The 24,050-nt window shown below is 61.0% G+C and carries 26 protein-coding genes and 1 riboswitch; of the genes, 7 read left to right on the top strand and 19 right to left on the bottom strand.

Annotated elements, in window-relative coordinates:
* The first annotated feature begins 917 nt into the window (after positions 1 to 917).
* From JJN09_RS25020 to JJN09_RS25010, 3 genes are all read left to right on the top strand, one after another.
* The gene (locus tag JJN09_RS25020) at positions 918 to 1,142 is read left to right on the top strand and encodes a hypothetical protein (RefSeq protein ID WP_007950419.1); all 225 of its coding nucleotides are present in this window, start codon (positions 918 to 920) and stop codon (positions 1,140 to 1,142) included.
* 276 nt (positions 1,143 to 1,418) lie between these two features.
* Positions 1,419 to 1,901, top strand: coding sequence for a hypothetical protein (locus tag JJN09_RS25015; protein ID WP_249484209.1), 483 nt, complete (start codon positions 1,419 to 1,421; stop codon positions 1,899 to 1,901).
* A gap of 146 nt (positions 1,902 to 2,047) precedes the next feature.
* Positions 2,048 to 3,319 carry an OmpP1/FadL family transporter gene (locus tag JJN09_RS25010; protein ID WP_249484208.1) on the top strand — a complete coding sequence of 424 codons (1,272 nt, stop codon included), beginning with the start codon at positions 2,048 to 2,050 and terminating at the stop codon, positions 3,317 to 3,319.
* 81 nt (positions 3,320 to 3,400) lie between these two features.
* Here the strand turns inward: JJN09_RS25010 and JJN09_RS25005 are convergent, their stop codons facing one another.
* From JJN09_RS25005 to cobO, 14 genes are all read right to left on the bottom strand, one after another.
* The gene (locus tag JJN09_RS25005) at positions 3,401 to 3,961 is read right to left on the bottom strand and encodes a glutathione peroxidase (RefSeq protein WP_096823002.1); all 561 of its coding nucleotides are present in this window, start codon (positions 3,959 to 3,961) and stop codon (positions 3,401 to 3,403) included.
* 53 nt (positions 3,962 to 4,014) lie between these two features.
* Complete coding sequence (locus JJN09_RS29675; RefSeq protein ID WP_302851920.1) at positions 4,015 to 4,140, bottom strand: hypothetical protein; 126 nt, start codon at positions 4,138 to 4,140, stop codon at positions 4,015 to 4,017.
* Complete coding sequence (locus JJN09_RS25000) at positions 4,137 to 5,345, bottom strand: MFS transporter (RefSeq protein WP_249484207.1); 1,209 nt, start codon at positions 5,343 to 5,345, stop codon at positions 4,137 to 4,139. The genes JJN09_RS29675 and JJN09_RS25000 overlap by 4 nt, the downstream gene beginning before the upstream one ends.
* Positions 5,346 to 5,399: 54 nt before the next feature.
* Entirely contained in the window at positions 5,400 to 5,804 is a 405-nt protein-coding gene (locus tag JJN09_RS24995; RefSeq protein ID WP_007950413.1) for a MarR family winged helix-turn-helix transcriptional regulator, read from the bottom strand.
* A gap of 43 nt (positions 5,805 to 5,847) precedes the next feature.
* A complete protein-coding gene (locus JJN09_RS24990; RefSeq protein WP_249484206.1) occupies positions 5,848 to 6,579 on the bottom strand; it encodes an adenosylcobinamide-GDP ribazoletransferase in 732 nt (243 codons plus the stop codon).
* Between the two features lies 1 nt (position 6,580).
* Positions 6,581 to 7,156: an alpha-ribazole phosphatase family protein gene (gene cobC, locus JJN09_RS24985; RefSeq protein ID WP_249484205.1), complete on the bottom strand. Its 576-nt coding sequence runs from the start codon at positions 7,154 to 7,156 to the stop codon at positions 6,581 to 6,583.
* Complete coding sequence (gene cobT, locus JJN09_RS24980; RefSeq protein ID WP_249484204.1) at positions 7,153 to 8,208, bottom strand: nicotinate-nucleotide--dimethylbenzimidazole phosphoribosyltransferase; 1,056 nt, start codon at positions 8,206 to 8,208, stop codon at positions 7,153 to 7,155. Before cobT ends, cobC begins: the two co-directional genes overlap by 4 nt.
* A complete protein-coding gene (gene cobU, locus JJN09_RS24975; protein ID WP_249484203.1) occupies positions 8,205 to 8,726 on the bottom strand; it encodes a bifunctional adenosylcobinamide kinase/adenosylcobinamide-phosphate guanylyltransferase in 522 nt (173 codons plus the stop codon). Before cobU ends, cobT begins: the two co-directional genes overlap by 4 nt.
* Before the next feature lie 99 nt (positions 8,727 to 8,825).
* Positions 8,826 to 10,328, bottom strand: a complete 1,503-nt coding sequence (locus tag JJN09_RS24970) for a cobyric acid synthase (RefSeq protein ID WP_249484202.1) — start codon at positions 10,326 to 10,328, stop codon at positions 8,826 to 8,828.
* The gene (gene cobD / locus JJN09_RS24965) at positions 10,325 to 11,335 is read right to left on the bottom strand and encodes a threonine-phosphate decarboxylase CobD (protein WP_249484201.1); all 1,011 of its coding nucleotides are present in this window, start codon (positions 11,333 to 11,335) and stop codon (positions 10,325 to 10,327) included. Before cobD ends, JJN09_RS24970 begins: the two co-directional genes overlap by 4 nt.
* Positions 11,328 to 12,236, bottom strand: coding sequence for an adenosylcobinamide-phosphate synthase CbiB (cbiB, locus tag JJN09_RS24960; RefSeq protein WP_249484200.1), 909 nt, complete (start codon positions 12,234 to 12,236; stop codon positions 11,328 to 11,330). Before cbiB ends, cobD begins: the two co-directional genes overlap by 8 nt.
* Positions 12,233 to 12,883, bottom strand: a complete 651-nt coding sequence (gene bluB, locus JJN09_RS24955) for a 5,6-dimethylbenzimidazole synthase (RefSeq protein ID WP_249484199.1) — start codon at positions 12,881 to 12,883, stop codon at positions 12,233 to 12,235. Before bluB ends, cbiB begins: the two co-directional genes overlap by 4 nt.
* Entirely contained in the window at positions 12,880 to 14,175 is a 1,296-nt protein-coding gene (locus tag JJN09_RS24950) for a cobyrinate a,c-diamide synthase (RefSeq protein ID WP_249484198.1), read from the bottom strand. Before JJN09_RS24950 ends, bluB begins: the two co-directional genes overlap by 4 nt.
* Complete coding sequence (gene cobO, locus JJN09_RS24945; RefSeq protein WP_007950401.1) at positions 14,172 to 14,783, bottom strand: cob(I)yrinic acid a,c-diamide adenosyltransferase; 612 nt, start codon at positions 14,781 to 14,783, stop codon at positions 14,172 to 14,174. The genes JJN09_RS24950 and cobO overlap by 4 nt, the downstream gene beginning before the upstream one ends.
* Before the next feature lie 80 nt (positions 14,784 to 14,863).
* Positions 14,864 to 15,090, bottom strand: a riboswitch (cobalamin riboswitch).
* Positions 15,091 to 15,256: 166 nt separating this feature from the next.
* Here cobO and JJN09_RS24940 point away from each other — a divergent pair.
* Together JJN09_RS24940 and JJN09_RS24935 are read left to right on the top strand one after the other, a co-directional pair.
* Positions 15,257 to 15,841 carry a hypothetical protein gene (locus tag JJN09_RS24940; RefSeq protein WP_249484197.1) on the top strand — a complete coding sequence of 195 codons (585 nt, stop codon included), beginning with the start codon at positions 15,257 to 15,259 and terminating at the stop codon, positions 15,839 to 15,841.
* Positions 15,842 to 15,906: 65 nt separating this feature from the next.
* Positions 15,907 to 17,220, top strand: a complete 1,314-nt coding sequence (locus JJN09_RS24935) for a sorbosone dehydrogenase family protein (protein ID WP_249484196.1) — start codon at positions 15,907 to 15,909, stop codon at positions 17,218 to 17,220.
* Positions 17,221 to 17,290: 70 nt separating this feature from the next.
* Here the strand turns inward: JJN09_RS24935 and JJN09_RS24930 are convergent, their stop codons facing one another.
* From JJN09_RS24930 to JJN09_RS24910, 5 genes are all read right to left on the bottom strand, one after another.
* On the bottom strand, positions 17,291 to 17,827 hold the full coding sequence (locus tag JJN09_RS24930; RefSeq protein ID WP_249484195.1) for a C40 family peptidase: 537 nt from the start codon (positions 17,825 to 17,827) through the stop codon (positions 17,291 to 17,293).
* Positions 17,828 to 18,045: 218 nt separating this feature from the next.
* Positions 18,046 to 18,663 carry a C40 family peptidase gene (locus tag JJN09_RS24925; protein ID WP_096822988.1) on the bottom strand — a complete coding sequence of 206 codons (618 nt, stop codon included), beginning with the start codon at positions 18,661 to 18,663 and terminating at the stop codon, positions 18,046 to 18,048.
* Positions 18,664 to 18,877: 214 nt separating this feature from the next.
* Positions 18,878 to 19,582, bottom strand: a complete 705-nt coding sequence (gene hda, locus JJN09_RS24920; RefSeq protein WP_249484194.1) for a DnaA regulatory inactivator Hda — start codon at positions 19,580 to 19,582, stop codon at positions 18,878 to 18,880.
* A 219-nt stretch (positions 19,583 to 19,801) separates the two neighbouring features.
* Entirely contained in the window at positions 19,802 to 20,875 is a 1,074-nt protein-coding gene (locus tag JJN09_RS24915; RefSeq protein WP_249484193.1) for an AI-2E family transporter, read from the bottom strand.
* Between the two features lie 36 nt (positions 20,876 to 20,911).
* On the bottom strand, positions 20,912 to 21,964 hold the full coding sequence (locus tag JJN09_RS24910; protein ID WP_249484192.1) for a DUF2066 domain-containing protein: 1,053 nt from the start codon (positions 21,962 to 21,964) through the stop codon (positions 20,912 to 20,914).
* A gap of 375 nt (positions 21,965 to 22,339) precedes the next feature.
* Between JJN09_RS24910 and purM the strand changes: the two genes are divergently transcribed.
* Together purM and purN are read left to right on the top strand one after the other, a co-directional pair.
* On the top strand, positions 22,340 to 23,398 hold the full coding sequence (purM, locus tag JJN09_RS24905) for a phosphoribosylformylglycinamidine cyclo-ligase (RefSeq protein WP_249484191.1): 1,059 nt from the start codon (positions 22,340 to 22,342) through the stop codon (positions 23,396 to 23,398).
* Complete coding sequence (purN, locus tag JJN09_RS24900; RefSeq protein ID WP_249484190.1) at positions 23,398 to 24,048, top strand: phosphoribosylglycinamide formyltransferase; 651 nt, start codon at positions 23,398 to 23,400, stop codon at positions 24,046 to 24,048. Before purM ends, purN begins: the two co-directional genes overlap by 1 nt.
* Positions 24,049 to 24,050 lie beyond the last annotated feature (2 nt).

The raw sequence follows: 24,050 nt of genomic DNA, 5'->3' as shown, positions 1-24,050 counted from the left end.
TACTCTTTTTTTCGCACAGGTAAAGTCGAAAAAAACCCGGCACGCCCGTGCTAGAGCAAGCGCTCGGGACAATCCACAGAAGCTGTGGATAACTCAGTGGACAACCGCCCCTGACTCGCCGCAAAGCCTTATGGAATGGGGCCCGCAGTCAAACTGACGATTTTTTCACCAGTAAAAAAAAGCGATGTTTTTCATTGACTTAAACTTTCGTTACAGGCAGCCACCGGGGTCAGGATCGATGTGACAGCGTCGTTACCGTCCGCGCAACTAATGTGCACAAGTACCTGTTACGCGGTTATATCGGTGCGCGTTTTCGGGTCGTTTTGGCCACTTGGCTGGGGATAAGCCCTTGCGCTACGCTCGTCCGGCTCGCCCAGTGCGACGACCGACGGTCGGAATGTGAGCCAAATCGGGGCAGGGCCGGGGCTCTCGGCACCGTCTGCTCGTACTTTTTAAAAAACAGGTTTGCCTTCCTGGAAGCGTTCCGTTAGTATCCGCGGCGTTAGTACCAAGCTGAAAGTCAATTCCGGTCGAACAAACCCCACGGTCAGCCTTCTCTCAGGGAAGCCTCCACCGACAAAGCGGGATCGACCCCTCGATGGTTTCCAGGTAAATCTTGCGACGACACAGCCTTTGAATCGAAAGCAAAGGGTGTTGCGAAGACCACTTACTCTGACCGAACCAACCTGCAAATTGATCAGGATCTTCACCCCGGGCCCAGAACCTTTGCCCTCGATGTGTTGCCTGCCCTCCTAAGTACCTACCTGCCAGCCCAAGCGCGCCAACTTATCAGCGCTTCAAACTGGCTGCTTTGTTCCAGTCGGGTTCTTCGTTCGACCAATGGTGGTCGACGTTACTGGAACGTTTTAACGTTGCACGGTTCTTATCCGTGTCATTTGTAGGAACACCTAATAACTATGTCTACTCAAATCCAGACTCAGGATGCCATTCGCACCCTAACCAACGCTTTTGCTCCAATGAACTGCCTGATCATGGCCGCTCGCAAAGGCTGCTTCAGCTTCACCGTGGTCAATGAACACGGGATCGCCCGCCATAGCGAGCGTCTGTACCCTGATCAGTACTCCAGCGCCGAACCGCTGCAGGCCGTGATTGATCGCACCCGCCAGGCATTGATCGCCTGAGAGGCCGCAATGGCTGCAAAAGCAAAAGCCCCGCTTGAAACGCGGGGCTTTTTATTGCCCGATGTTTCTCTTTTTGTCATTCGCGATTAAGCACCAACCGGTATAACGGTTATAACTGCTCGCTGGAAATATTTTAAAAACAGGCCTTTACGTCGCGAATATGACACTACACTTCAACTCAAGCGGCGTGATCCGCTTCCGGCGGGCCTGAGTCGATTCACAGCTGCCAAGCTCCCCTTCAGGCCTCGCCGCCCAATAACAAGATCCGAGGCTTTTATGGGTATCGCCGCCAGCGAACTGTGCCGCTATGTGATCCGTCCAACGCTGATTTATCTGGGACGCCACTGCGCCACCGCCGAATCCCTGCTGCTGGGCATCGCCGCCAGCCAGTCCGCCCTGGGTTCCGCCCTGCATGACCGCCGCGGCCACGGCTTGTACCGGATTGCCGAACATCGCCACCAGGCGCTCTGGGATCATTATCTGGCGCTCGATCCGGAGCGCGCCAGCCTGGTTCGCGGCCTCGCCAGCCAGCATGCCTTTCTCAGCGGTCCGCACCTCGAACTGACCGTCAACCTGCGTTATGCCACAGCCATCGCCTGGCTGCTGGTCGAAGAGCAAAATCCCACCCTCCCCGACCCGGAGGATCTGCTGGGAATGGCGCGTATCTGGCGCCAGACCTTTCAACCCCAGGGTCGTCTGCGTGACTTCACCTGTGCATGGCAGACCTGTGTTTCACCGCTGAATCAGGTCGCGTGCTGACTCACCAGTTTCGCAAGATCGCCCAACGGGTCGCGAATCTGGTCGGATTGTCCTACAAAACCGCTCTAACTCAAGCCATACGGACTATAGCGCTGTGACGAAAATGTTGGTAATTTTCGCCCCGGTGATCACCAGGAGTTCTAATAATGAAAAAAGTAATGCTCAAAACCACCCTTAGCCTCGCCGTTTCCTTGGCATCCACCCAGATTTTCGCAGCTGGCTTTGCCATCAACGAACACAGCATCAGCGGGATGGGGACTGGGTACGCCGGGCGATCTTCTTCTGCCGACGACGCAAGCACTGTTTATGGCAACCCTGCCGGCATGTCGCGCATCACGCGCGAACAAGTGACCGGTGGTGTTGCATTCCTCGATGCCAAGACCGATATCAGCGACGCCAGCTCCAGCCCTAACGGCGGCAGCAACAAAGGCGACATGGTGCCCTTCACCTCCGTACCTATGGGCTACTACGTCAAGCCAATCGACGAGCATTGGGCATTCGGCCTGGGTGTCTACGTACCCTTCGGCCTGATTACCGATTATGAAAAAGGCTTTGCCGGCCGTTACTTCGGCAGCAAATCCGAAGTACAGGTCATCACCTTCCAGCCGACTGTCAGCTACAAGTTCAACGACGTTGTGTCGATCGGCTTCGGTCCGACCATCAACCGTATCGACGGCACCCTGGAATCCAACCTGTCGATCACTCAGGCCCTGCCGGACGGCAAGGTCAAGATCAAGGGTGACGACACTGCACTGGGCTACAACATCGGTGTTCTGGTACAGGCGACCGACACCACTCGTCTGGGTCTGACTTACCACTCGAAAGTCGACTACAAGCTCGAAGGCAACACTAAGGTCAACTATGGCGCCCTGGCCCTGGCCGGCCTTAGCTCGAGCCAGAAGTACGACGCTTCGCTGAAGATCACCACGCCTGAGTCCGTGGACTTCTCGGTTACCCAGGAGATCAACGACCGCTGGAACGTCTACGCCGGTACCACCTGGACCCGCTGGAGCCAGCTGGAAAAGATCACCGTCAACAACAGCGGCGTACAACCAGCGCTGGCCGGCCAATTCGGCCAGATCACCGAAGAACAGAACTGGCATGACACCTGGGCTTACGCCATCGGTACGTCCTACCAGTTGAACAAGGAATGGGTACTGCGCACCGGTCTGACTTTCGACCAGTCGCCGACCAACAACGTCGACCGTTCGCCACGCATTCCTACCGGCGACCGTACGATCTTCAGCATCGGTGCCGGCTGGAGCCCGACCGAAGACCTGACCATCGACGTTGCTTACTCGTACCTGCAGGAAGAGAAAGTCAGCATCCGCAACGAGAACGATCGCGGTCAGACCTACGATTCCAAGTATGAAAACTCGGCAAACGGTTTCGGTGTTGGCGCAACCTACCGCTTCTGATGCTGTGCGGCGAGGCTAACCCCTCGCCCACTAAAAAGCCCCGCTCTCTCGACAGAGGCGGGGCTTTTTTGTGGGCGTCGATCAGGGTTTCAGGGGCTTCGACGCGATGGCTTTCTCGATGGCCGCCAAAAACTCCGGATCGTCAGGCTTGGTCAGGCTGGAGAAATTGGCGATTACCTTGCCCTGGCGATCGACCACATATTTGTAGAAATTCCACTTCGGCGCGCTGCTTTGCGCGGCCAGTACCTGGAACAGGTGGGTGGCACCGTCACCGCGGACTTTCTGCGGTTCGGTCATGGTGAACGTCACGCCGTAGTTGGCGTAGCAGACCTTGGCGGTCTCGGCACTGTCCTTGGACTCCTGCTTGAAGTCATTGGAGGGTACACCAAGCATTTCCAGCCCTTGCGCCTTGTAGCGCTGATTGAGCGCTTCGAGGCCTTCGAACTGCGGAGCGAAACCACAGAAGCTGGCGGTGTTGATCACCACCAGCGGTTTGTCGGCGTAGTGCTGGCACAGGTCGATGGATTCCTTGGCCCGCAATTTGGGCAACGAACCTTGCAGCAACTCCGGACAGTCCGCGGCCTGGGCCAGTCCGGTCAACGCCATCAGCAACGCGGGAACAGCACACCAGCGCTTGAGCATGTCGGGCTTCCTTGATGCATTCGTCAGAACCCGACGTTACTCGCCCACCCAGCCTACAAGCAAGCGCCCATGCCCAACTGCATCAGCGCCAGCCCGCCCTGATGCCAGCCCCACCACACCAGCGCCAGCAACACGGCACCGAAAGCGATGGCCAGCATTCGAGGCCAGTAGCCGTTCATGCTGCGCTCGCGTGGGTTTGCAGGCGCGCGACCGGACGCTCGCGCACCGGCCAGTTCAGCGCGGCTGCCAACAGACTCAAGAGAATCGCCACTTGCCAGATCAAGTCATAACTCCCGGTTCGGTCATACACCACCCCGCCCAGCCAGCCACCGAGGAACGAGCCTAGCTGATGGAACAGGAACACGATCCCGCCGAGCATGGACAGGTTTCGCACGCCAAACAAGGTTGCCACCGTACCGTTGGTCAACGGCACCGTCGACAGCCACAGGAAGCCCATCGCCATGCCGAACAGATACGCCGTGGTGGTCGTCACCGGCAGCCACAGAAATAGCCCGATCACCACCGCCCGCAGCAGGTACAGGCCGGTCAGCAGTCGCGGCTTGGACATGCGTCCGCCGAGCCAGCCGGCGGTGTAGGTGCCGAAGATGTTGAACAACCCGATCAACGCCAGCACGGTAGTGCCGACGGTCGCCGGCAGATGTTGGTCGACCAGATACGCCGGCAGGTGCACGCCAATGAATACCACCTGGAAACCGCAGACGAAGAAGCCGAACGCCAGCAGCCAGAACCCGGAGTGCGAGCAGGCCTCACGCAGGGCTTCGGACAACGTTTGTTCATGCCCGAGCACCGGCAACGGTTTGTCCTTAAGCATGCTCACCAGCGGCACAATCAGCGCTACCAGCACGCCCAGCACCAGCAACGCGGCAGACCAGCCCAGCCAGCCAATCAGCCCGAGAGTGCCGGGCAGCATGGCGAATTGGCCGAAGGAGCCGGCGGCGCTGGCAATGCCCATACCCATGCTGCGCTTTTCCGGTGGCACGGCACGGCCGACGACGCCGAGAATCACCGAGAAAGACGTGCCGGACAGGCCGATGCCGATCAGCAAACCGGCGCTCAGGGACAGGCCCAACGCTGTTTCCGACAGGCCCATGAACACCAGCCCCAAGGCGTAGAGCACGCCGCCGATCAGTACCACTTTCGCTGCGCCAAAACGGTCAGCCAGTGCACCGGTGAACGGTTGCGCCAGACCCCAGATCAGGTTCTGCAAGGCAATGGCAAAGGCGAACACTTCACGCCCCCAGCCGAACTGGGCGCTCATTGGCGACAGGAAAAGCCCGAAGCCGTGCCGTACGCCCAATGACAACGCCAGAATCAGCGCGCTCCCCAGCAACACCCAACCGCACGTACGCCACATCGAACTCATTGTTATTCTCCAGTCGCGGGTATATACCCGCTTAGATTCGGAAAAAACCGGCTCTCAGGCCAGTTCATCCAATAGCCGCAGCAAGGTTTCACGCTTCTCGGCACCCAGTCGGTCGATCAACCGCTGTTGCGCCGCTTCCCAGGCCGGCAGGGCCGCTGCCAAGCGTTGTGCGCCGGTTTCGGTGAGCCGGACGATGCGGTTGCGCATGTCTTCGCCCTCGGCCAGCGCCACCAGCCCCTCACCTTCCAGCACCCGCAGATTGCGCCCGAGAGTGCTGCGATCCAGACCCATGGCCTCGGCCAGTTCGGAAATGCTCGGCTGATCCAGACGCTGCAGGTTGCACAGCAAAGAATACTGGGCAACGTTGATCCCGAAGCCGTCGAGAGCGCCGTCGTAATGCCTGCTGACGCCACGCGCGGCGCGACGCAGGTTGGTGCACAAACACTGAGAAGGAAGCATGATGCGTGTATATACCCGCGAGTCTGTTAAATCAAGTTACAGATCAAAACAAGGCCAGCCCAATCAGCACTGACATCTCCAACAATTCCAGCAGTGCGCCCGCCGTATCGCCCGTCGTCCCACCCAGTCGCCGCACCATCAAATGCCGCAGCCAGATGAACACGACGACCGACAGCAGCAACGCCACGACAGCATTGAACCCGGCGATCAACACGCACACCACCGCACTCACCGCCAGCACCTGCCAACCCGTTTTGCGCGGCAGATGATCCGCCAGCGCCTGCCCCAACCCGCCGGCCCGGACATAGGTTGTGGTGAGGAACAGTCCGAGCAGTGCTGCCCGCCCAAGTAGCGGCACAATAATCAACGCCAAGCCTTGTTTTTGCTCGATTAACGCCAACAACGCGGCGTATTTGAGCAGCAACACCAGCACCAGCGTCACCACCGCGATCGGCCCGCTGCGCGGATCCTTCATGATCGTCAGCGTACGCTCGCGATCACCGAAACCGCCGAGCCACGCATCGGCGCTGTCCGCCAATCCATCAAGGTGCAGCGCACCGCTGAGCAACACCCACACCGTCAGCAACAACGCGGCATGCAACAGCAAGGGCGCGCCCGCCAACGCAATATTCAGTGCCCAGAGAATCACGCCGAACAGCAATCCCACCAGCGGATAGAACAGCAGCGAGCGGCCGAGTTCTTCAGGCGCCGGCATGCCCGGCAGACGAATCGGCAGGCTGCTGAGAAATTGCAGGGCGATCCACAGGGGCAGCATGTCAGCACACTTCCTTGAGCGAACCGTCAGCCTCGACGATCAGCGAAAACAGCGCGCCGTGGCCGACTTCGACATTGAGCAGTTGTTCACGGGGCAAACCACGAGCGCGGGCCAGCAACAGGCGCATGACGCCGCCATGACTGACCAGCAACACCCGCTCTCCCGCATGCGCCGCGTGCAAGCGCGTGACCGCCGCCAGCACCCGCGCCGAAAAATCACTGACCGGCTCACCCTGCGGCGGGGTAAACCCATACGGATCGGCCCAGAACAAGCCCAGCGCTTCTGCATCGGTTTCCATCAGTGCCGCTGCGCTCTGCCCTTCCCAGACACCGAAATGCAGCTCTTGCAGATCCTTGTCCAGAGATACCGGCAAATCCCGTTGCGCGCCCAGCTCATCAGCGAATCGCGCGCAACGCTGCAATGGCGAACTGACCAGCCGATCCCACGGTCCCTGCCCGATCACCGACTCGCGCATCTGCGCCCAGCCCTTTTCGGTCAGCGCATCGTCGAGACTGCCGCGCAGGCCGCCGCCGAGCTCGGTTTCACCGTGGCGCAGCAGGTCCAGACGCAAGGTCATGCCGGGCGATCCGCCACCGCCGCTTCGGCGAAGGTCGCCATCTGCCCGTGCAGGTCGCAGGCCAGACGCAGCAACGGCACCGCCAGCGCTGCGCCACTGCCCTCGCCCAGACGCAGGCCCAGTTCCAGCAGCGGTTCAGCGCCGAGAGTTTCCAACACATGGCGATGGCCCGGCTCGGCGCCGCGATGCCCGAACAGCAGCCATTCACGGCAGGCCGGATTCAGTTGCACCGCCACCAACGCCGCCACCGTGCAGATGAAACCGTCCACCAGCACCGCAACGCCTTCCTGAGCACAGGCCAGATACGCGCCGACCAAAGCCGCAATCTCGAAGCCGCCGAGATTGAACAGCGTCTGCAACGCATCGCCGCGTTGTGCCGCGTGCAGCGCCAGCGCCCGCTCGATCACCTGCGCCTTGTGGCTGACGCCTTCGGCATTCAGCCCGGTGCCGGGACCGGTCAGATGTACAACCGGGCAATCGAGCAGTGCACAGGCCAGCGCACTGGCGGCCGTGGTGTTGCCGATGCCCATTTCACCGCCGATGAACAGTTGCGCACCCGCCGCCTTCGCGCGCAGCACACTGTCGCGGCCAGCTTGCAGGGCCAACTCGCCCTGAGCCGACGTCATCGCCGGCCCCTTGGCGAAATTCGCGGTGCCCGGGCCGATGTTCAAGTGACGCACACCCGGAAGGTTCAGCGACGGGGTCACCGTGCCCAGATCCACCACTTCCAGTTGCGCGCCCAGTTGCCGCGCCAGCACGCTGATCGCCGCGCCGCCACTGACGAAATTCAACAGCATCTGCCCGGTGACTTCCTGCGGGAACGCGGAAACGCCTTCGGCGACAACGCCGTGGTCGCCAGCAAAAATCGTGATCCAGACCTGATCGAGTGTCGGCTTGATCCGGCCCTGCAATCCGGCCAGTTGCACCGCCACCGATTCAAGCTGCCCGAGGGAGCCCGCGGGTTTGGTCAATTGCTGCTGACGCGCCGCCGCGTTTTCAACGGCGTCCGTATCCACCGGTTTGCACGGGTTCAGCCACCAGGCTTGGGTCATAACGCAGGTCCTTTCAGAGTCAGGGGCAGGCCGGCAACCGTCAGGACGACTCGCTGACAACGCTCGGCCAGAGCTTGATGCAGCCAACCGGCTTCATCGACGTAGCGGCGAGTCAATTCGCCCAGCGGCACGACACCCATTCCGGTCTCGTTGCTGACAAAAATGATTTCACCCGGCAGTGACGCCAGGCATTCAAGCAGGGCTTCGCGTTCGGAGGCGAGGCGTTCAGCGTCATCGAGCATCAGCAGATTGGTCAGCCACAGCGTCAGGCAGTCCACCAGCAGGCAGCGCTCTGCACTGGCGGTTTCGCGCAGCACACGGGCCAGCTCCAGCGGCTCCTCAATCAACGCCCATTCGGCGGGACGACGGGCGCGATGATGGGCGACACGTTCATTCATCTCGCCATCCAGCGGCTGGCTGGTGGCGATATAAGTCACGGCCAGCGCGCTGTCAGTGGCGAGTTTTTCGGCCAGGCGACTTTTGCCGGAGCGGGCACCGCCAAGGATCAGTTGGAGCATGGAGGCATCCTGAAAAAAAATCGTTGAGACAACTGACCTCTTCGCGGGCAAGCCCGCTCCCACAATGGATTTAGGCCAAACATGGCATTTGAGTACACCTCAGCACCCTGTGGGAGCGGGCTTGCCCGCGAAGAGGCCATCACATCCAGCCTGAATGCCACAGAGTTCACACAACAGATCAGTATCGAGATGCTTTTCCACCAGATCCGCCAGCCGCTCGATATCGCGTTCGCGCAGGCCGTGGTAATCCACTTCCTGCACATCGCTCAAACCGGCCCAGCGCAACAGCGCCGCACTGGCCGCCGGCGATTCGAACAGGCCATGCAGGTAGGTGCCGAAAATCTGTCCATCGAGACTTTGCGCACCGTCGCAGCGGCCGTCGTCCAGATGTACAGCGGCGTTTTCCAGCGCAGTTCCCGTCGTCACGCCGGCATGAATTTCATAACCGCTGACCTCGGCATCTTCCAACCCCAGACGCCCGCGCACATTGCGCAACTGCTTCTCGGCCTCGAGCTGCGTTTCAAACGCCAGCAACCCCAGACCGGCGCTGGAGCCCGGCGCGCCTTCAAGGCCCAACGGATCATGCACCTGCTCGCCGAGCATTTGCAGACCGCCGCAGATTCCCAGAAGCTTGCCGCCATAACGCAGATGTCGGCAGATGGCGGTTTCCCAGCCATTGGCACGCAGGTAGGCCAGGTCGCTACGCACGCTTTTCGAGCCCGGCAGGATGATCAAATCAGCTGGCGGAATCGCTTGCCCCGGGCCGATAAATTGCAGATCGACTTGAGGATGCAGACGCAGTGGATCGAAATCGGTGTGATTGCTGATGCGCGGCAACACCGGCACCACCACTTTCAAGACTTGCTCGGCCTTGTCCGTCTGGCGCTGGTCGATGCCGTCCTCGGCTTCCAGATGCAGATCCATCACATACGGCAGCACGCCCACCACCGGTTTGCCGGTGCGTTTTTCCAGCCAGTCGAGGCCCGGTTGCAGCAAGGCGATGTCGCCGCGAAAACGGTTGATGATGAAGCCTTTCACCCGCGCCTGTTCACTCGGAGACAACAGTTCCAGCGTGCCCACCAGATGGGCAAACACGCCGCCACGATTGATGTCGGCGATCAGCAACACCGGACAATCCACCGCTTCGGCGAAGCCCATGTTGGCGATGTCGCCGGCACGCAGATTGATCTCTGCCGGCGACCCCGCACCCTCGACCATCACCAGCGGATACGCGGCGCTCAAGCGCTCGTGGGAAGCGAGAACCGCCTGCATGGCGATGGCTTTGTAGTCGTGATAGGCGACAGCGTTCATGCTGGTGACCGCGCGCCCGTGGATGATGACCTGGGCGCCGGTGTCGCTGTTGGGTTTGAGCAGCACCGGATTCATGTCGGTGTGTGGCTCAAGGTGGGCCGCTTGCGCCTGCACCGCTTGTGCCCGGCCGATCTCGCCGCCGTCCGCAGTCACCGCGCTGTTGAGCGCCATGTTCTGCGGTTTGAATGGCACCACGGCAATGCCCTGTCGGGTTGCCCAGCGGCACAGCGCCGTCACCAACGTGCTTTTACCGGCGTCGGAGGTGGTGCCCTGCACCATTAATGTGGTCATGCTGGTTTGATTTCCATAGAACGGTCCATGGCGAATGCTTGCAGGGCTTGCTCAAGGCGCGCTTCATCGCTGGCATTGGCGGGCAGGCCGAAACGCAGGCTGCTGTTGTGCACGAAGAGGCGCAGGAGAATGCCGCGTCTGGCCATGAATTCGTGCAGCGCGGCGGCGTGTTCGGTAATCAGCCATTGAAACAGCGCGCAGCCTCCCTGAGGCTTGAAACCGAAACGTTCGAGCAGCGCAGCCAGCCGTTCACTGGCCTCGTCGCTGCGGATCCGCTGGCGGGTATGACCTTCGGTATCTTGCAGACAGGCCTGACCCAACACGCGGGTCGGCCCGCTGACGGCCCAAGGGCCGACCTGTTCGGCCAGCAACCGGAGCAACTTGCGCTCGGCCAGCACAAACCCCAGTCGTACGCCGGCCAGACCGAAAAACTTGCCGAACGAGCGCAACACGATCAAACCGACCTGATGAGCATGCGGAGCCAGACTCAGCTGTGGCGTGTTGTCCATGAACGCTTCGTCGACTACCAGCCAGCCGCCCCGTTGGGCCAGCCGCGCATGCCAGTCGAGCAACCGCGCCGGGGTCAGGCTCAGGCCCGTGGGGTTGTTCGGATTGACCACCACCAGCACGACGAGGCTATCGAGGAAAAAATCGACTTCCTGCTCCAGCACTTCGCGGACGATGTAACCACTGCGTCGCCAGGCTTCGGCATGCTCGGCGTAACATGGCGACAGCACGCCGACCTTGCCGGCACGACGCAATCGCGGCAGCAACTGAATGGCCATCTGCGAACCGGCCACCGGCAACACTTGCGCGGCGCCGTAGTAGTCACACGCAGCCTGCTCCAGACCGTCATCGGCTTCCGGCAACCGCGCCCAGGCCCGCTGCGGGATGTCCGGGACCGGAAACGGCCATGGCGCGAGACCAGTGGACAGGTCGAGCCAGTCTTCTTCCGCGATGCCGTATTCGAGCGCCGCCCTGCGCAGCCGGCCACCGTGTTCAAGCATAGAATTCAGCCCCCACGCAGAGAATCAGCAGCCATAACCATACCCCGCGCTGGACCAATTGCCAGCCGCGATCAATGGAATCGGCATCCGCCGGTGCGCCTTCGCCCAGTTGCGGACGCTCGTGCAACTCGCCGTGGTAAATCGCCGGACCACCCAGCTCGACGCCCAAGGCACCCGCGCCGGCGGCCATCACCGGGCCGGCGTTCGGGCTGTCCCATTTCGGCGCCTGGGTGCGCCAGCATTTCAGCGCCAGTCGGGTTTTGCCGAGCAGCGCGTAGGTCAACGCCACCAGCCGCGCAGGAATGTAGTTGAGGACGTCGTCGATTTTTGCCGCTGCCCAGCCGAAACGTTCGAAGCGTTCGTTGCGATAGCCCCACATCGCATCGAGCGTGTTGCTCAGGCGATAGAGCACCACGCCCGGCGCACCGGCCACGACAAACCAGAACAGTGCGGCGAACACGGCATCGCTGCCGTTCTCCAGCACCGATTCGGTGGCGGCGCGGGCGACAGCAGTGCTGTCCAGTTCACTGGTCTGGCGGCTGACCAGATAACCCACGCGTTTGCGCGCTTCTTCCAGATCATCGCTGCGCAGGGCCTTGGCCACCGGCTCGACGTGTTCGCCGAGGCTGCGCATGCCGAGAGCGCAATACAACGCGAGAATCTCGACGACCCAGCCGACATAAGGCGCCCAGGACAATGCCGTGGCCAGCAGGGTCAGCGGCAGCACTGCAATCACCCACGCAGTAACACCATGGCTGCGCCAGCCGCGACCGCCGCTATTGAAACGTTGCTCGATGCGCCCGGCGAAATTGCCGAACGCCACCAGCGGATGCCAGCGTTTCGGTTCACCCAGCAGCGCGTCCAGCGCAACCGCGGCGACACTCAACAACGCCACACTCATTGACTCACTCCCCAGAAATTTTCATACAGCAGCTCATTGAGCGGACGCACCTGCGCCCACCCTTCGAGTACCAGCATCGGCGCCGGATAGAATTCCTTGACTGGCCCCAGACAAAGAACCGCCAACGGCTTGGCCCCGACCGGCAGTTTCAGCAGATTGGCCAGCGCCTGCGGCTCGAACAGCGACACCCAGCCCATGCCCAGGCCTTCGGCGCGAGCCGCCAGCCACAGGTTCTGGATCGCGCAGGACAGCGACGCCATGTCCATCTCCGGCAGCGTGCGGCGGCCGAAAATGTGTCGCTCGCGATCGTCCATCAATGATGCAACCAGCACTTCGGCGCAATCATTGATGCCTTCGACTTTAAGCTTCATGAACTCGTCGCTGCGCTCGCCTAGGGCTTCGGCGGTGCGTACGCGTTCTTCCTCTACAAGATCCTGGATCTGGCCGCGCAAGGCGCGGTCGCTAATACGGATGAAGCGCCACGGCTGCATCAAGCCGACGCTCGGCGCCTGATGTGCGGCCTCAAGCAATCGGCGAAGCAATTCAGGCTCGACCGTGCCGCCGCTGAAGTGGCGCATGTCGCGACGTTCGGCGATGGCGCGATAGACCGCTTCGCGCTCGGTTTCAGTGAATGCGTTGTCGGTCATGGCACCAACAGTGCGGCAATCGCCGACGGATTCGACGGGAAGTAAAAATGCACGTACGAAGCGGTCATCCGCCCTTCCCGGTAAACCGCTTCCGCGCCGCGCCCGCCGTTGGGGCTGTGGCCACGGGCGATGGGGGTCAGTTCGGTGGTGGTCAGGGAATGGTGATAGGTGTGACCTCGCAGCAAGCCCTCCGGCAGTTCCACGGACTGCAACGCCAACGCAGCCAGTCGTTTTTGCATCACGGCATCACCGTTGAGCAAACCGACCAGTTCGGCGCGGGTACCTTCGACGTCGGTCAAGGAGTCGAGCAGATACAACATGCCGCCACATTCGGCGAGCAGCGGTTTGCCGGCGGCGTGATGTGCGCGGATCGCTTTGAGCATGTCGGTGTTCTGCGACAAGGCAACGTGGTGCAACTCCGGATAACCGCCGGGCAGGTACAAGCTGTCGGCCTCAGGTAATTGCGTATCGCGGATCGGCGAGAAGAAACTCAGCTCCGCGCCCATCGCCCTTAGAAGGTCGAGACTGGCGCCATAGGTGAAGGCGAAGGCTTCGTCACGGGCGACGGCAATCCGTACGCCTTCGAGCAGTCTTTCGTTCTTGACGATTTCTGGCGCAGCGAATTCCACGGCCGGTGGCAGCGCTACCTCGCAGGTACTGGCCAGCGCTTCAGCGGCGGCGTCGAGGCGCAGATCGAGGTCATTGAGTTCGCTGGCCTGCACCAGACCGAGATGGCGGCTTGGCAATTCGATCCCGGTTTCCCGGGACAATGCGCCGTACCAGCGCAGGCCTTCGGTGAGACTGCCTTCAAGCAACTGCGCGTGGCGCACAGTGCCGACACGGTTGGCCAGCACGCCGGCGAACGGCAAGTCCGGCTGATAGCGCGCCAGCCCCAGGGCCAAGGCGCCGAAGGTCTGGGCCATGGCGGTGCCGTCGATCACGCCGAGCACCGGCACGCCGAAGTGCCGCGCCAGATCGGCGCTCGACGGTGTGCCGTCGAACAAGCCCATCACGCCTTCGATCAGGATCAGATCCGCTTCAGCGGCGGCTTCCCACAACAGACGTCGACTTTCCTGCTCGCCGACCATCCACATGTCCAGTTGATAGACCGGCGCACCGCTGGCACGTTCGAGGATCATCGGGTCGAGAAAATCCGGGCCGCATTTGAACACGCGAACCTTGCGCCCCTGATTGCGATGCAGGCGAGCCAGCGCGGCGGTGACGGTGGTCTTGCCCTGGCCGGAGGCCGGCGCGGCGATCAGTACCGCCGGGCAGTGACGTGGTTGATTCAAAGTTCGACGCCTTTCTGCGCTTTGATACCGGCCTGAAAGGCGTGCTTGATCATGCCCATTTCGGTGACGGTGTCGCCCATCTCGATCATTTCCGGCTTCGCAGCGCGACCCGTGACGATCACATGCTGCATCGGCGGACGAGCCTGCAGATCGCTGAGTACCTGATCCAGATCGAGGTAGCCATGCTTGAGGGCGATGTTCAGTTCATCGAGCACCACCAGACCGATCGACGGATCACGCAACAGCTCACGGGAGACTTCCCAGGCAGCCTCGGCGGCGGCGATGTCACGCTGGCGGTCCTGGGTTTCCCAGGTGAAGCCTTCGCCCATCACGTGAAAGCGCACCTGCTCGGGGAATCTACGGAAAAACAATTCTTCGCCTGTGCTGTTACGACCCTTGATGAACTGCACCACGCCGCACTGCATGCCGTGGCCCATGGCGCGGGCAAGCATGCCGAACGCCGAGCTGCTTTTGCCTTTGCCGTTGCCGGTCAACACCAGCACCAGACCGCATTCATCTGGTGAATTGGCGATGCGCTCGTCGATCACGGCTTTTTTACGCTGCATGCGCGCCAGGTGACGCTCGTCGCGTTCGGGGGAATCAGTCATGAGGGAGCTCTCCGTTGAGGCTGGATAACGGCGGGCAGGCACAAGAATAGACGGCAAAAAGCCTGGCATCGCCCACCGTGATGCCGCTGGATGGATCAGGCCGGTCTCCGGGCTCATGAGCGGCGTTGGCCTGGCTGCGCGCCTTCCCGCTTTGCAGCAGTGGCATCGGACGCAGCTTTTACTCATTTACCGTTGCGGGGGCAGCGCCGGGATCGCGAGGGTTCTTCGCTTGAAGACCCGCCTCACCGGCTTCCCTGTTTCACTCTGTCGACAGCGGTCACAGAGCACCTGAAACAAGCCGCGAAGGTTAGAGGGTTGGGGGTGGAGCGTCAAATGAAGAGGCCCCCTGAAAGCGAATAACTGCCGTCGATCAATTATCTGACGCCAATCTTGTGCCACACTGTCAGCAGTGATATCAAAGAGCCATGCTTTTTGAACGCAGAGAGCACATCACAATAACAAGGGAGAGCACCATGCAAGGCATGATCATCAGCAATCCGCGGCTGGAATTCCTGCGCCCGGTGCTGGAACGATGGTTTGACTGTATCGACCGCTACAACGCCGTGCGCGGCGACAACGACACACCGTACTGGCACGACGAAAAAGCCAACCTCGGCCTGCTGTCAGCCGCCGCGTGGATGGCAGAACTGGTGACACTGCGCGATACCGCCACGCGCAAACAGAACGAGGAAGGCGAACGCAATGCCCGCGCCGACCTGTTCCTGGCCGGCGCCGAAGATCGCGCCTACATCCAGGCAACCCAGCGCTGGCCACGCGTCAACAGCCTGAATCTGACCCAGGCCCTGGTCGATATCACCAGCGATGCGAAGCGCATCAGCTACGCCAGCGATCTCAAACTTGGCTGCCTGTTCGTCGCCCCACAGAAAGCCCAGCACAGCGCCAGCCCGGAAGAATTGCAGGACATGGTCGACGACCTGCAAAAGGAACACACCTGCGCCGTCGCCTGGTACTTCCCGTACGCCTACCGCAAATTGCGCAGCGAGGCTGGCAACTATCACCCCGGCATTGCCGTGCTGTTCAAGGAAGCTCGCGGCTGAGGGGGGGACCATCGGCTCGCGCACTTATGTATGATTAGAAATGCATTCATAAGGGAAGATAAATAATGCGCAAGCCCCACCTCGTTTTCGTCATCGCACTTGCCGGAGGGCTCACCGCCTGTGGTGAATCCTCCAGCCTGCAAGTTTCCGACGGCACCGGCCCGTCTCCAAAACTCCCCGAACCGAACAAGACCCTGATTCCGACGGTGAACATCGCCCCGGCGATCGGCTGGCCGGCCGGCGCGAAACCGACGCCAGCGGCAGGCACTCAAGTGGCAGCGTTTGCCGAGAACCTCGATCACCCGCGCTGGCTATACATGCTGCCCAACGGCGATGTGCTGGTGGCGGAAACCAATGCCCCGCCAAAACCGGACGATAGCAAAGGCATACGTGGCTGGGTGAAGAAAAAAGTCATGGACCGCGCCGGCGCCGGCGTCCCCAGTCCGAACCGCATCACCCTGTTGCGCGATGCCGATCACGACGGCGTGGCGGAAACCCGCACGGTATTTCTGCAAAATCTGAATTCACCGTTCGGCATGACGCTAGTCGGTAACGATCTGTACGTCGCCGACACCGACCGCCTGCTGCGCTTTCACTACGAGCCCGGCGCAACGGAAATCAAGAGCCAGCCGATCAAGGTCGTGGATCTGCCGGGCGGCACGCTCAACCATCACTGGACCAAGAACGTCATCGCCAGCAAGGACGGCAGCAAGCTGTACGTTACGGTCGGCTCGAACAGCAACGTCGGCGAAAACGGCCTGGATCAGGAGGAAGGTCGCGCGGCGATCTGGGAAGTGGACCGGGCGACCGGCAATCACCGGATCTTCGCCTCGGGCATTCGCAATCCCAACGGCCTGGCCTGGGAGCCGCAAAGCGGAGCATTGTGGACAGCAGTGAACGAGCGTGACGATATCGGCAGCGACCTGGTGCCGGACTACATCACCTCGGTCAAGGACGGCGGCTTCTATGGCTGGCCGTTCAGCTATTACGGCCAGCACGTCGATGTGCGCGTGAAACCACAACAACCAGAGATGGTGGCCAAGGCCATCGCTCCGGACTACGCCGTCGGCCCGCATACAGCGTCACTGGGCTTGTCTTTCGCCGAAGGCAACACGCTGCCGGCGCAATTCAAGGAAGGCGCATTCATCGGCCAGCACGGCTCATGGAACCGTAAGCCGCACAGTGGCTACAAGGTGATCTTCGTACCGTTTGCCGCCGGCAAGCCGAGTGGAGCGCCAGTGGATGTACTGACTGGCTTCCTCGATAAAGATGAAAACGCCTTGGGTCGCCCGGTCGGCGTGGTGATCGACCAACAAGGCGGGCTGCTGGTGGCGGACGACGTGGGGAACAAGGTCTGGCGAGTATCAACGGCTAAATAGCCGGGCCCAAACGCAAAAAAACCTGTGAGAGCCAATGTGCTCCCACAGGTTTTTTTATCGTTTCGCCTGACTATGGGTTATGCGCCAGATGCTCCGGCTGCAGAACGCGCTTGGCACTCAGGTAGGCTTTCTGCCAATAGGCCTTCGACAGGCTGTCCAGCTTCACCGTGCCACCGGTGGCCGGTGCATGAACAAAGCGCCCTTCCCCGACGTAGATTCCCGCATGGCTGACTTGAGAGCCGCCATTGGTCGCGAAGAAGATCAGGTCGCCGGTTTGCAGCCCTTCCTTGCCGACATTCGGCGCCTGCATGACGATCAACTCGCGGGTCGAGCGCGGCAGGCTGATGCCGGCGGCGTCGCGGTAGACAAAACCGATCAAGCCACTGCAATCGAAACCCGAGTCCGGCGTGTTGCCGCCCCAGCGATAAGGCGTGCCCACCAGCCCGAGCGCACGGAACAGCACGTCTTCGGCAGCGGGAGAAAAGGCCTGGGAGGATCCGAACACAATCGGAGCACGAACCACCGGCGCAGGTGGCAGAGTGCGGCTGGCGCAAGCGCTGAGCAGCGCTGCGAAGAACATCAGGGCGAGGCGGGCCGGCATCGTCATAAGCAGAACATCCTGATCTGGCTGCGGCTTTTACTGCCGATTCGACAGAAAACAAAACCGCCTGCGTTTGGACGCAGGCGGTTTGCCATCAATATAGATCAGGATTCTAGCGGCTACGCGGCAAACTTCAAGTAAGACTTTAACTTCACCTTGTAAAGTTTAAGTCTATTACCCCTGAAGGACCGCTTGTCGCCACGAGCGTGGCGACTAAGGCGTGATTACTTGCGAGCGGTAACCACGGTTGGAGCGTTCGCCAAAGCGCGTTTGGCTTCGATGAAGGTCTTGCTCCAGTAGCTGTCACCCAGGCTGTCGATGCGGACACCGCCACTGCGACGACTGCTGGAGTGGATGAACTGGTTGTCGCCCAGGTAGATCCCGGCGTGGCTAACACGACCGCGACGACCATTGGTGGCGAAGAACAGCAGATCACCCGGCTCGAGGTTGCTGCGCGATACCAGCGGAGCATCCACGTTGATCATTTCGCGGGTGGAGCGCGGCAGGTTCATGCCGGCTTCTTCGCGGAACAGGTAGCCGATGAAACCGCTGCAATCGAACCCGGCTTCAGAAGTACCGCCGAAACGGTAACGGGTACCGATCAGGGACATGCCGCGTTCAAGAATGCTGTCTGCCAGAACCGGGAGCTGATAAGGCTTCTTGCCGTTGAAAGCGGCGAGTTCCTTTTCGGTGTCCAGCTCTTCCTGATAAATAACGGAAGACTGGGCGGTGGCAGAATTTTTAGCCTGTTGCTGCTCTTGATTAACAGGTGAATGAGCAGCGCAACCGAACAACAGGGTGACGAGTGCGAGAGGCACGAGGGGTGCGAAGCGCTTTAGCATGGGCACGACCGTGGCTGATAGTTGTAAAGAAGCCGAGACTATGCCCGCTATCAGCCTCATTTGCAAATTCAATCGATCTTTTTGTGACTTCTCGGTTTCTCGTTTACATCTAAGCGCTTAAGCCTATTTGAATCGAGACGCGGCCTGTGCAGTGCACAGGAAAGCGGATTTTCTGGCGCCTGAAATATGCCGAAACCCGCTGAAACCCACGGTTTTACCAGCCCAGGGTTTCTTTCAGGAAGGGAATGGTCAGCTTGCGTTGAGCCTGCAAAGAGGCCTGATCGAGCTGTTCGAGCAGGTCAAAAAGCGCGCTCATGCTGCGGGTGCCGCGAGTCAAAATAAAATGACCGACCTCGTCGGTCAGATGCAGACCGCGACGGGATGCACGCAATTGCAGGGCACGCAGTTTGTCTTCATCGGAGAGAGGACGCATCTGAAAAATCAGCGCCAGGGTCAGGCGAGATTTCAAATCCGCCAGTTTTACCGGCAATTCACGCGGTGATGTAGCAGCGGCGATCAGCAACCGGCGACCGCTGTCGCGCAGACGGTTGAACAAGTGAAACATCGCCTCTTCCCAGTCGGGCTTGCCGGCGATCACCTGCAAGTCGTCCAGACAGACCAGTTCGTACTGTTCGAGGTTGTCGAGGATTTCGATGCCACGATCCATCAGCTCGGCCAGCGGCAAGTACACCGCCGGTTCGCCCATCTGCTCGAACCGCAGGCACGCGGCCTGCAACAGATGCGTACGCCCTACCCCGTGCTTTCCCCACAGATAGATGAGGCTTTCGGTCCAGCCGGCGTCGGCTTCGCATAGACGCTCGACATAGCCGAGTGCAGCGGCATTGGCGCCTGGGTAGTAGTTGATGAAGGTGGCGTCGTCACGCAGACGCACACCTAGGGGCAGCTGAATCGGTTTCATGCTGACTGAACAGTTCCCAAGGAACCGTTAGTGGCCTCTGTGTAAAGTGTGCGAAGTTTATACCCGTGAAGCGGAGCGCACAATGCGACAGACCCCAAGCAAAATCAAAGGTTTGCGTTAACGTGCTGGTTTTATGACAGTTTCTTTGGCGCACAGGCGCCGGCCTTGCCTGCATGAGACGGGCCAACCCGGCGATCCACCGGGCGGCCCTCCATTGCCTTACAGCTTCGGATCATCCACTCCGCTAAAAATGTCGGAGTCCTTGTACAAGTCATGGACGTGACGCACCAATACCATGATCACCGCCGCTACCGGCAGCGCCAGCAGCACCCCCGTGAAGCCGAACAGCTCACCGCCGGCCAGGATCGCAAAGATCACCGCCACCGGATGCAGGCCGATTCGATCGCCGACCAGCAACGGCGTCAGCACCATCCCCTCCAGCGCCTGCCCCACCATGAACACCGCCACAATCCCGATCATCGGGTACAGGTCGCCGCCAAACTGGAACAGCCCGGCAATCAGCGCAGCGCCGATACCGATCACAAATCCCATGTAGGGCACGATGGCCGCCAGACCGGCAATCAGGCCGATCAACAGCCCCAGCTCCAGGCCGACAATCATCAGGCCCGCCGCATAGATCACGCCCAATGCCAGCATCACCAGCAACTGCCCACGCACGAAAGCGCCGAGCACCTCATGACACTCGCCCGCCAACGCCACCACACGCTCTTCGCGATCGCGCGGCAACAGACTGCGGATCTTGGCCACCATCACGTCCCAGTCGCGCAGCAAGTAGAAACTCACCACCGGGATAAGCACCAGATTCGCCAGCCAGCCGATCAGCGCCAGGCTGGAAGCCGTGGCCTGACTCAGTACCACACCGACGATGTCGGTTGTCTGACCCATGTGTTCGGTGATCGCCGCCTTGACCTTGTCGAATTTCCAGAAGCCCTCCGACAGCCCCAACTTCGACTGCGCCCATGGCAGTGCCGTGTGCTGCAGCCAGTCGAGCATCTGCGGTGCCAGCTCATACAGGCGCAGCAACTGCTTGGCGAGCATCGGCACCAACACCAGCAACAGCGTGGTGACGATCAGGGTAAATAAGGCAAATACCGCGATCACACCCCAAGTACGGGACAAGCCAAGCCGCTCAAGACGATCCACCAGCGGATCGAACAGATAAGCGAGCAACAGCGCCACCAGAAATGGCGTGAGGATCGGATGCAGCAACCAGACAAACGCGCAAAGCAGGAGCACCCCACCGAGCCAGAACCAACGCCGCGTATCGGCCATGTAACACTCCATTGCTTCTATATATGAAAGAAAAACCTACCAGCGAAACCGCAACGACGGTGCCGCAGGTGTCGGTGCCGGCGCACCACCTGGCACTGCGGGTTGCGGAGCCACCGGAGCCACTGGAGCCGGCGCCTCGGCCGGCATTTCCTGCAACTTCGCCAGCGACAACTGCGCCCGCAACTGATCGGCACTGCCGTTCACCCGATACACAATGCGATCGGCGTCGACACTCTGCAGACGCACACCAAAGGGTTCGAGCATCCGCAGCAACGTCGCGTAATGCTCCAGATTCATGCCTTGCACTTCCAGAGTCTGTTGACCCGAAGCGCCAGGCTTGGCGACAAAACGAGGCGCCAGACGCTCGGCGACCGCCAGCATCACGGCATCGGCGACGGCGGCCTGATCAGCCCCTTGCACGCTGCCCGCTTCCTTTTGTTCGCCCAGCCACAAATGCCATTTGGCTTGCCACTGACCGCCTTCTTCGCGGGCATGCACCGCGAGCAAGGCATCAGCGTTGTAGCGCTCCGAGGCTGCATGCAATGGTGCGGGATCGGTGCCTTCGAGCGTCGGCGCGGTCGCGACCAGTTGCTCGCTCAAATCCGCCAGCGGCAGGCGCAGCGGCAACCCTCGGTGCTGGGCGGCACGCCGCAACGGCGCGGCACTGGCCTGACCGTCGCCCACCAGGCTCGAACCTTCGGCGGAATCGTTCAGCCACCAGCTCAGGATCGATGGCCGACTCGCCCCCCACAGCGCCAGCCCGGCACGGCGCAACGCCTGCTCGGTGGTGGCCGGGTCGAAATCGACCTTCAACACTTCAGGCGGCCCGGCATCGAAGCCGAATTGACTGATGATCTGCTGCGGGTCCTTGCGAATCGTCGCCAGCCCGGGGTTCTGCGGCGCCTTCGGGTCGCCGGTGAGACGCAGCACCAGCGTGTCGAGCGCGGACTGAGTGGCGCGATCACGCTCCTCCGGCGACTGGCCGTTGACCGGTTCGCGCACCTGATAAAGACCTTTGACGTTTTCGGCCTGGCTCGCCAGGCTGACCAGAGACAAGCAGCCCACTAACAGCAATTTACACAAACGCATGGAGAATTCCCGTCGACAAGAGCGGCTGGAACAGGCCGCGTGAACCGGATTGAGCAAGCCTGTGACCACTGGCCGTTGCAAAACATTCACACGCTGGCGATAAGTTTTTGCATAGCCCTAACGATAGACGGTTCCTTATACAGGCACCCGTGATGTCACCCACAGCTTCATTTGCAAAAAATTTCGGTCGATATGCCCCTGCCCGTCGGCGTGAGGATGGCCGCTGCCCCTCAAGCCTGATAAAATCGCGCGCCTTCGCAGACCGGCAACAGCCGGGCACATCGATTTCGCGTGAGGCAATCGCCTCCGTCGGATTCGGCGTTCCCGCTGGACTCGGTCGTTACCCCTGAATCCCCTCCCCTAAAGGCCTGGATCATGAGCAAGCAACCCTCCCTGAGCTACAAGGACGCCGGTGTAGACATCGACGCCGGTGAAGCATTGGTCGAACGCATCAAGAGCGTCGCCAAGCGCACTGCGCGCCCGGAAGTCATGGGCGGCCTGGGCGGTTTCGGCGCCCTCTGCGAAATCCCGGCCGGCTACAAGCAGCCAGTACTGGTTTCCGGCACCGACGGCGTCGGCACCAAGCTGCGCCTGGCGCTGAACCTGAACAAGCACGACAGCATCGGCCAGGACCTGGTCGCCATGTGCGTCAACGATCTGGTGGTATGCGGCGCCGAGCCGCTGTTCTTCCTCGATTACTACGCCACCGGCAAGCTGAACGTTGATGTTGCAGCCACCGTCGTCACCGGTATCGGTGCAGGCTGCGAACTGGCTGGCTGCTCCCTGGTCGGCGGCGAAACCGCTGAAATGCCTGGCATGTACGAAGGCGAAGACTACGACCTGGCCGGCTTCTGCGTCGGCGTCGTGGAAAAAGCGGAAATCATCGACGGCTCGAAAGTCGCTACCGGTGACGCCCTGATCGCTCTGCCATCGTCCGGCCCGCACTCCAACGGCTACTCGCTGATCCGCAAGATCATCGAAGTGTCCGGCGCCGACATCGAAACCGTTCAGCTCGACGGCAAACCGCTGACCGAACTGCTGATGGCCCCGACCCGCATCTACGTGAAGCCGCTGCTCAAGCTGATCAAGGACACCGGCGCTGTCAAAGCGATGGCCCACATCACCGGTGGCGGCCTGCTGGACAACATCCCACGCGTTCTGCCAAAAGGCGCTCAAGCGGTGGTTGACGTGGCCAGCTGGACTCGCCCGGCCGTCTTCGACTGGCTGCAAGAGCAAGGCAACGTGGACGAAACCGAGATGCACCGCGTGCTGAACTGCGGCGTGGGCATGGTGATCTGCGTAGCTCAGGAGCACGTTGAAGTTGCCCTGAACACCCTGCGTGACGCTGGCGAGCAGCCTTGGGTCATCGGTCAGATCGCTGCTGCCGCCGAAGGTGCTGCCCAGGTTGATCTGCAGAACCTTAAGGCTCATTAATGTCCGCAACCTGTGATGTCGTGGTGCTGTTGTCCGGCACCGGCAGTAACTTGCAGGCCCTGATCGACAGCACGCGGACCGGCGACAGCCCGGTCCGCATCGCTGCGGTGATTTCCAACCGCGCCGACGCTTACGGCCTGCAACGCGCCAGTGACGCGGGTATCGCCACCCGCTCGCTGGATCACAAGGGATTCGAAGGCCGCGAGGCCTTCGATGCCGCCCTGATCGAACTGATCGACGCCTTCAAGCCCAGACTCGTGGTACTGGCCGGGTTCATGCGCATTCTCAGCGCTGACTTCGTCCGTCATTACCAGGGTCGCCTGCTCAACATCCACCCGTCGCTGCTACCCAAATACAAAGGGTTACACACTCATCAGCGCGCGATGGAAGCCGGCGACGCCGAACACGGCTGCTCCGTGCACTTCGTCACCGAGGAACTCGATGGCGGACCACTGGTCGTACAGGCAGTAATACCGGTAGAGTTGCACGATTCGCCGCAGAGTCTGGCGCAACGGGTTCACGTTCAGGAACACCTGATCTACCCGATGGCCGTACGCTGGTTTGCCGAAGGACGGCTGACCCTCGGCGAGCAAGGTGCTTTACTGGATGGTCAGTTACTTGGGGCCAGCGGTCACTTGATTCGAAACTAGGA

Source organism: Pseudomonas sp. HS6 (genome assembly GCF_023375815.1).
GTDB lineage: Bacteria > Pseudomonadota > Gammaproteobacteria > Pseudomonadales > Pseudomonadaceae > Aquipseudomonas.
This window is presented reverse-complemented; position numbering and strand designations above follow the sequence as displayed.

Coding starts and splice junctions, on each gene's coding strand:
- JJN09_RS25015 (WP_249484209.1), top strand. CDS start 1,419: ATGGGTATCGCCGCCAGCGAACTGTGCCGCTATGTGATCCGTCCAACG.
- JJN09_RS25020 (WP_007950419.1), top strand. CDS start 918: ATGTCTACTCAAATCCAGACTCAGGATGCCATTCGCACCCTAACCAAC.
- JJN09_RS24940 (WP_249484197.1), top strand. CDS start 15,257: ATGCAAGGCATGATCATCAGCAATCCGCGGCTGGAATTCCTGCGCCCG.
- purM (WP_249484191.1), top strand. CDS start 22,340: ATGAGCAAGCAACCCTCCCTGAGCTACAAGGACGCCGGTGTAGACATC.
- JJN09_RS24925 (WP_096822988.1), bottom strand. CDS start 18,663: ATGCTAAAGCGCTTCGCACCCCTCGTGCCTCTCGCACTCGTCACCCTG.
- cobT (WP_249484204.1), bottom strand. CDS start 8,208: ATGACCCAAGCCTGGTGGCTGAACCCGTGCAAACCGGTGGATACGGAC.
- JJN09_RS24990 (WP_249484206.1), bottom strand. CDS start 6,579: ATGCTGCCCCTGTGGATCGCCCTGCAATTTCTCAGCAGCCTGCCGATT.
- JJN09_RS24915 (WP_249484193.1), bottom strand. CDS start 20,875: ATGGCCGATACGCGGCGTTGGTTCTGGCTCGGTGGGGTGCTCCTGCTT.
- JJN09_RS25000 (WP_249484207.1), bottom strand. CDS start 5,345: ATGAGTTCGATGTGGCGTACGTGCGGTTGGGTGTTGCTGGGGAGCGCG.
- JJN09_RS25010 (WP_249484208.1), top strand. CDS start 2,048: ATGAAAAAAGTAATGCTCAAAACCACCCTTAGCCTCGCCGTTTCCTTG.
- JJN09_RS24930 (WP_249484195.1), bottom strand. CDS start 17,827: ATGACGATGCCGGCCCGCCTCGCCCTGATGTTCTTCGCAGCGCTGCTC.
- purN (WP_249484190.1), top strand. CDS start 23,398: ATGTCCGCAACCTGTGATGTCGTGGTGCTGTTGTCCGGCACCGGCAGT.
- JJN09_RS24910 (WP_249484192.1), bottom strand. CDS start 21,964: ATGCGTTTGTGTAAATTGCTGTTAGTGGGCTGCTTGTCTCTGGTCAGC.
- JJN09_RS29675 (WP_302851920.1), bottom strand. CDS start 4,140: ATGAACGGCTACTGGCCTCGAATGCTGGCCATCGCTTTCGGTGCCGTG.
- JJN09_RS24970 (WP_249484202.1), bottom strand. CDS start 10,328: ATGACCACATTAATGGTGCAGGGCACCACCTCCGACGCCGGTAAAAGC.
- JJN09_RS24935 (WP_249484196.1), top strand. CDS start 15,907: ATGCGCAAGCCCCACCTCGTTTTCGTCATCGCACTTGCCGGAGGGCTC.
- cbiB (WP_249484200.1), bottom strand. CDS start 12,236: ATGAGTGTGGCGTTGTTGAGTGTCGCCGCGGTTGCGCTGGACGCGCTG.
- JJN09_RS25005 (WP_096823002.1), bottom strand. CDS start 3,961: ATGCTCAAGCGCTGGTGTGCTGTTCCCGCGTTGCTGATGGCGTTGACC.
- cobU (WP_249484203.1), bottom strand. CDS start 8,726: ATGCTCCAACTGATCCTTGGCGGTGCCCGCTCCGGCAAAAGTCGCCTG.
- hda (WP_249484194.1), bottom strand. CDS start 19,582: ATGAAACCGATTCAGCTGCCCCTAGGTGTGCGTCTGCGTGACGACGCC.
- cobC (WP_249484205.1), bottom strand. CDS start 7,156: ATGACCTTGCGTCTGGACCTGCTGCGCCACGGTGAAACCGAGCTCGGC.
- bluB (WP_249484199.1), bottom strand. CDS start 12,883: ATGACCGACAACGCATTCACTGAAACCGAGCGCGAAGCGGTCTATCGC.
- JJN09_RS24995 (WP_007950413.1), bottom strand. CDS start 5,804: ATGCTTCCTTCTCAGTGTTTGTGCACCAACCTGCGTCGCGCCGCGCGT.
- cobD (WP_249484201.1), bottom strand. CDS start 11,335: ATGCTTGAACACGGTGGCCGGCTGCGCAGGGCGGCGCTCGAATACGGC.
- cobO (WP_007950401.1), bottom strand. CDS start 14,783: ATGACTGATTCCCCCGAACGCGACGAGCGTCACCTGGCGCGCATGCAG.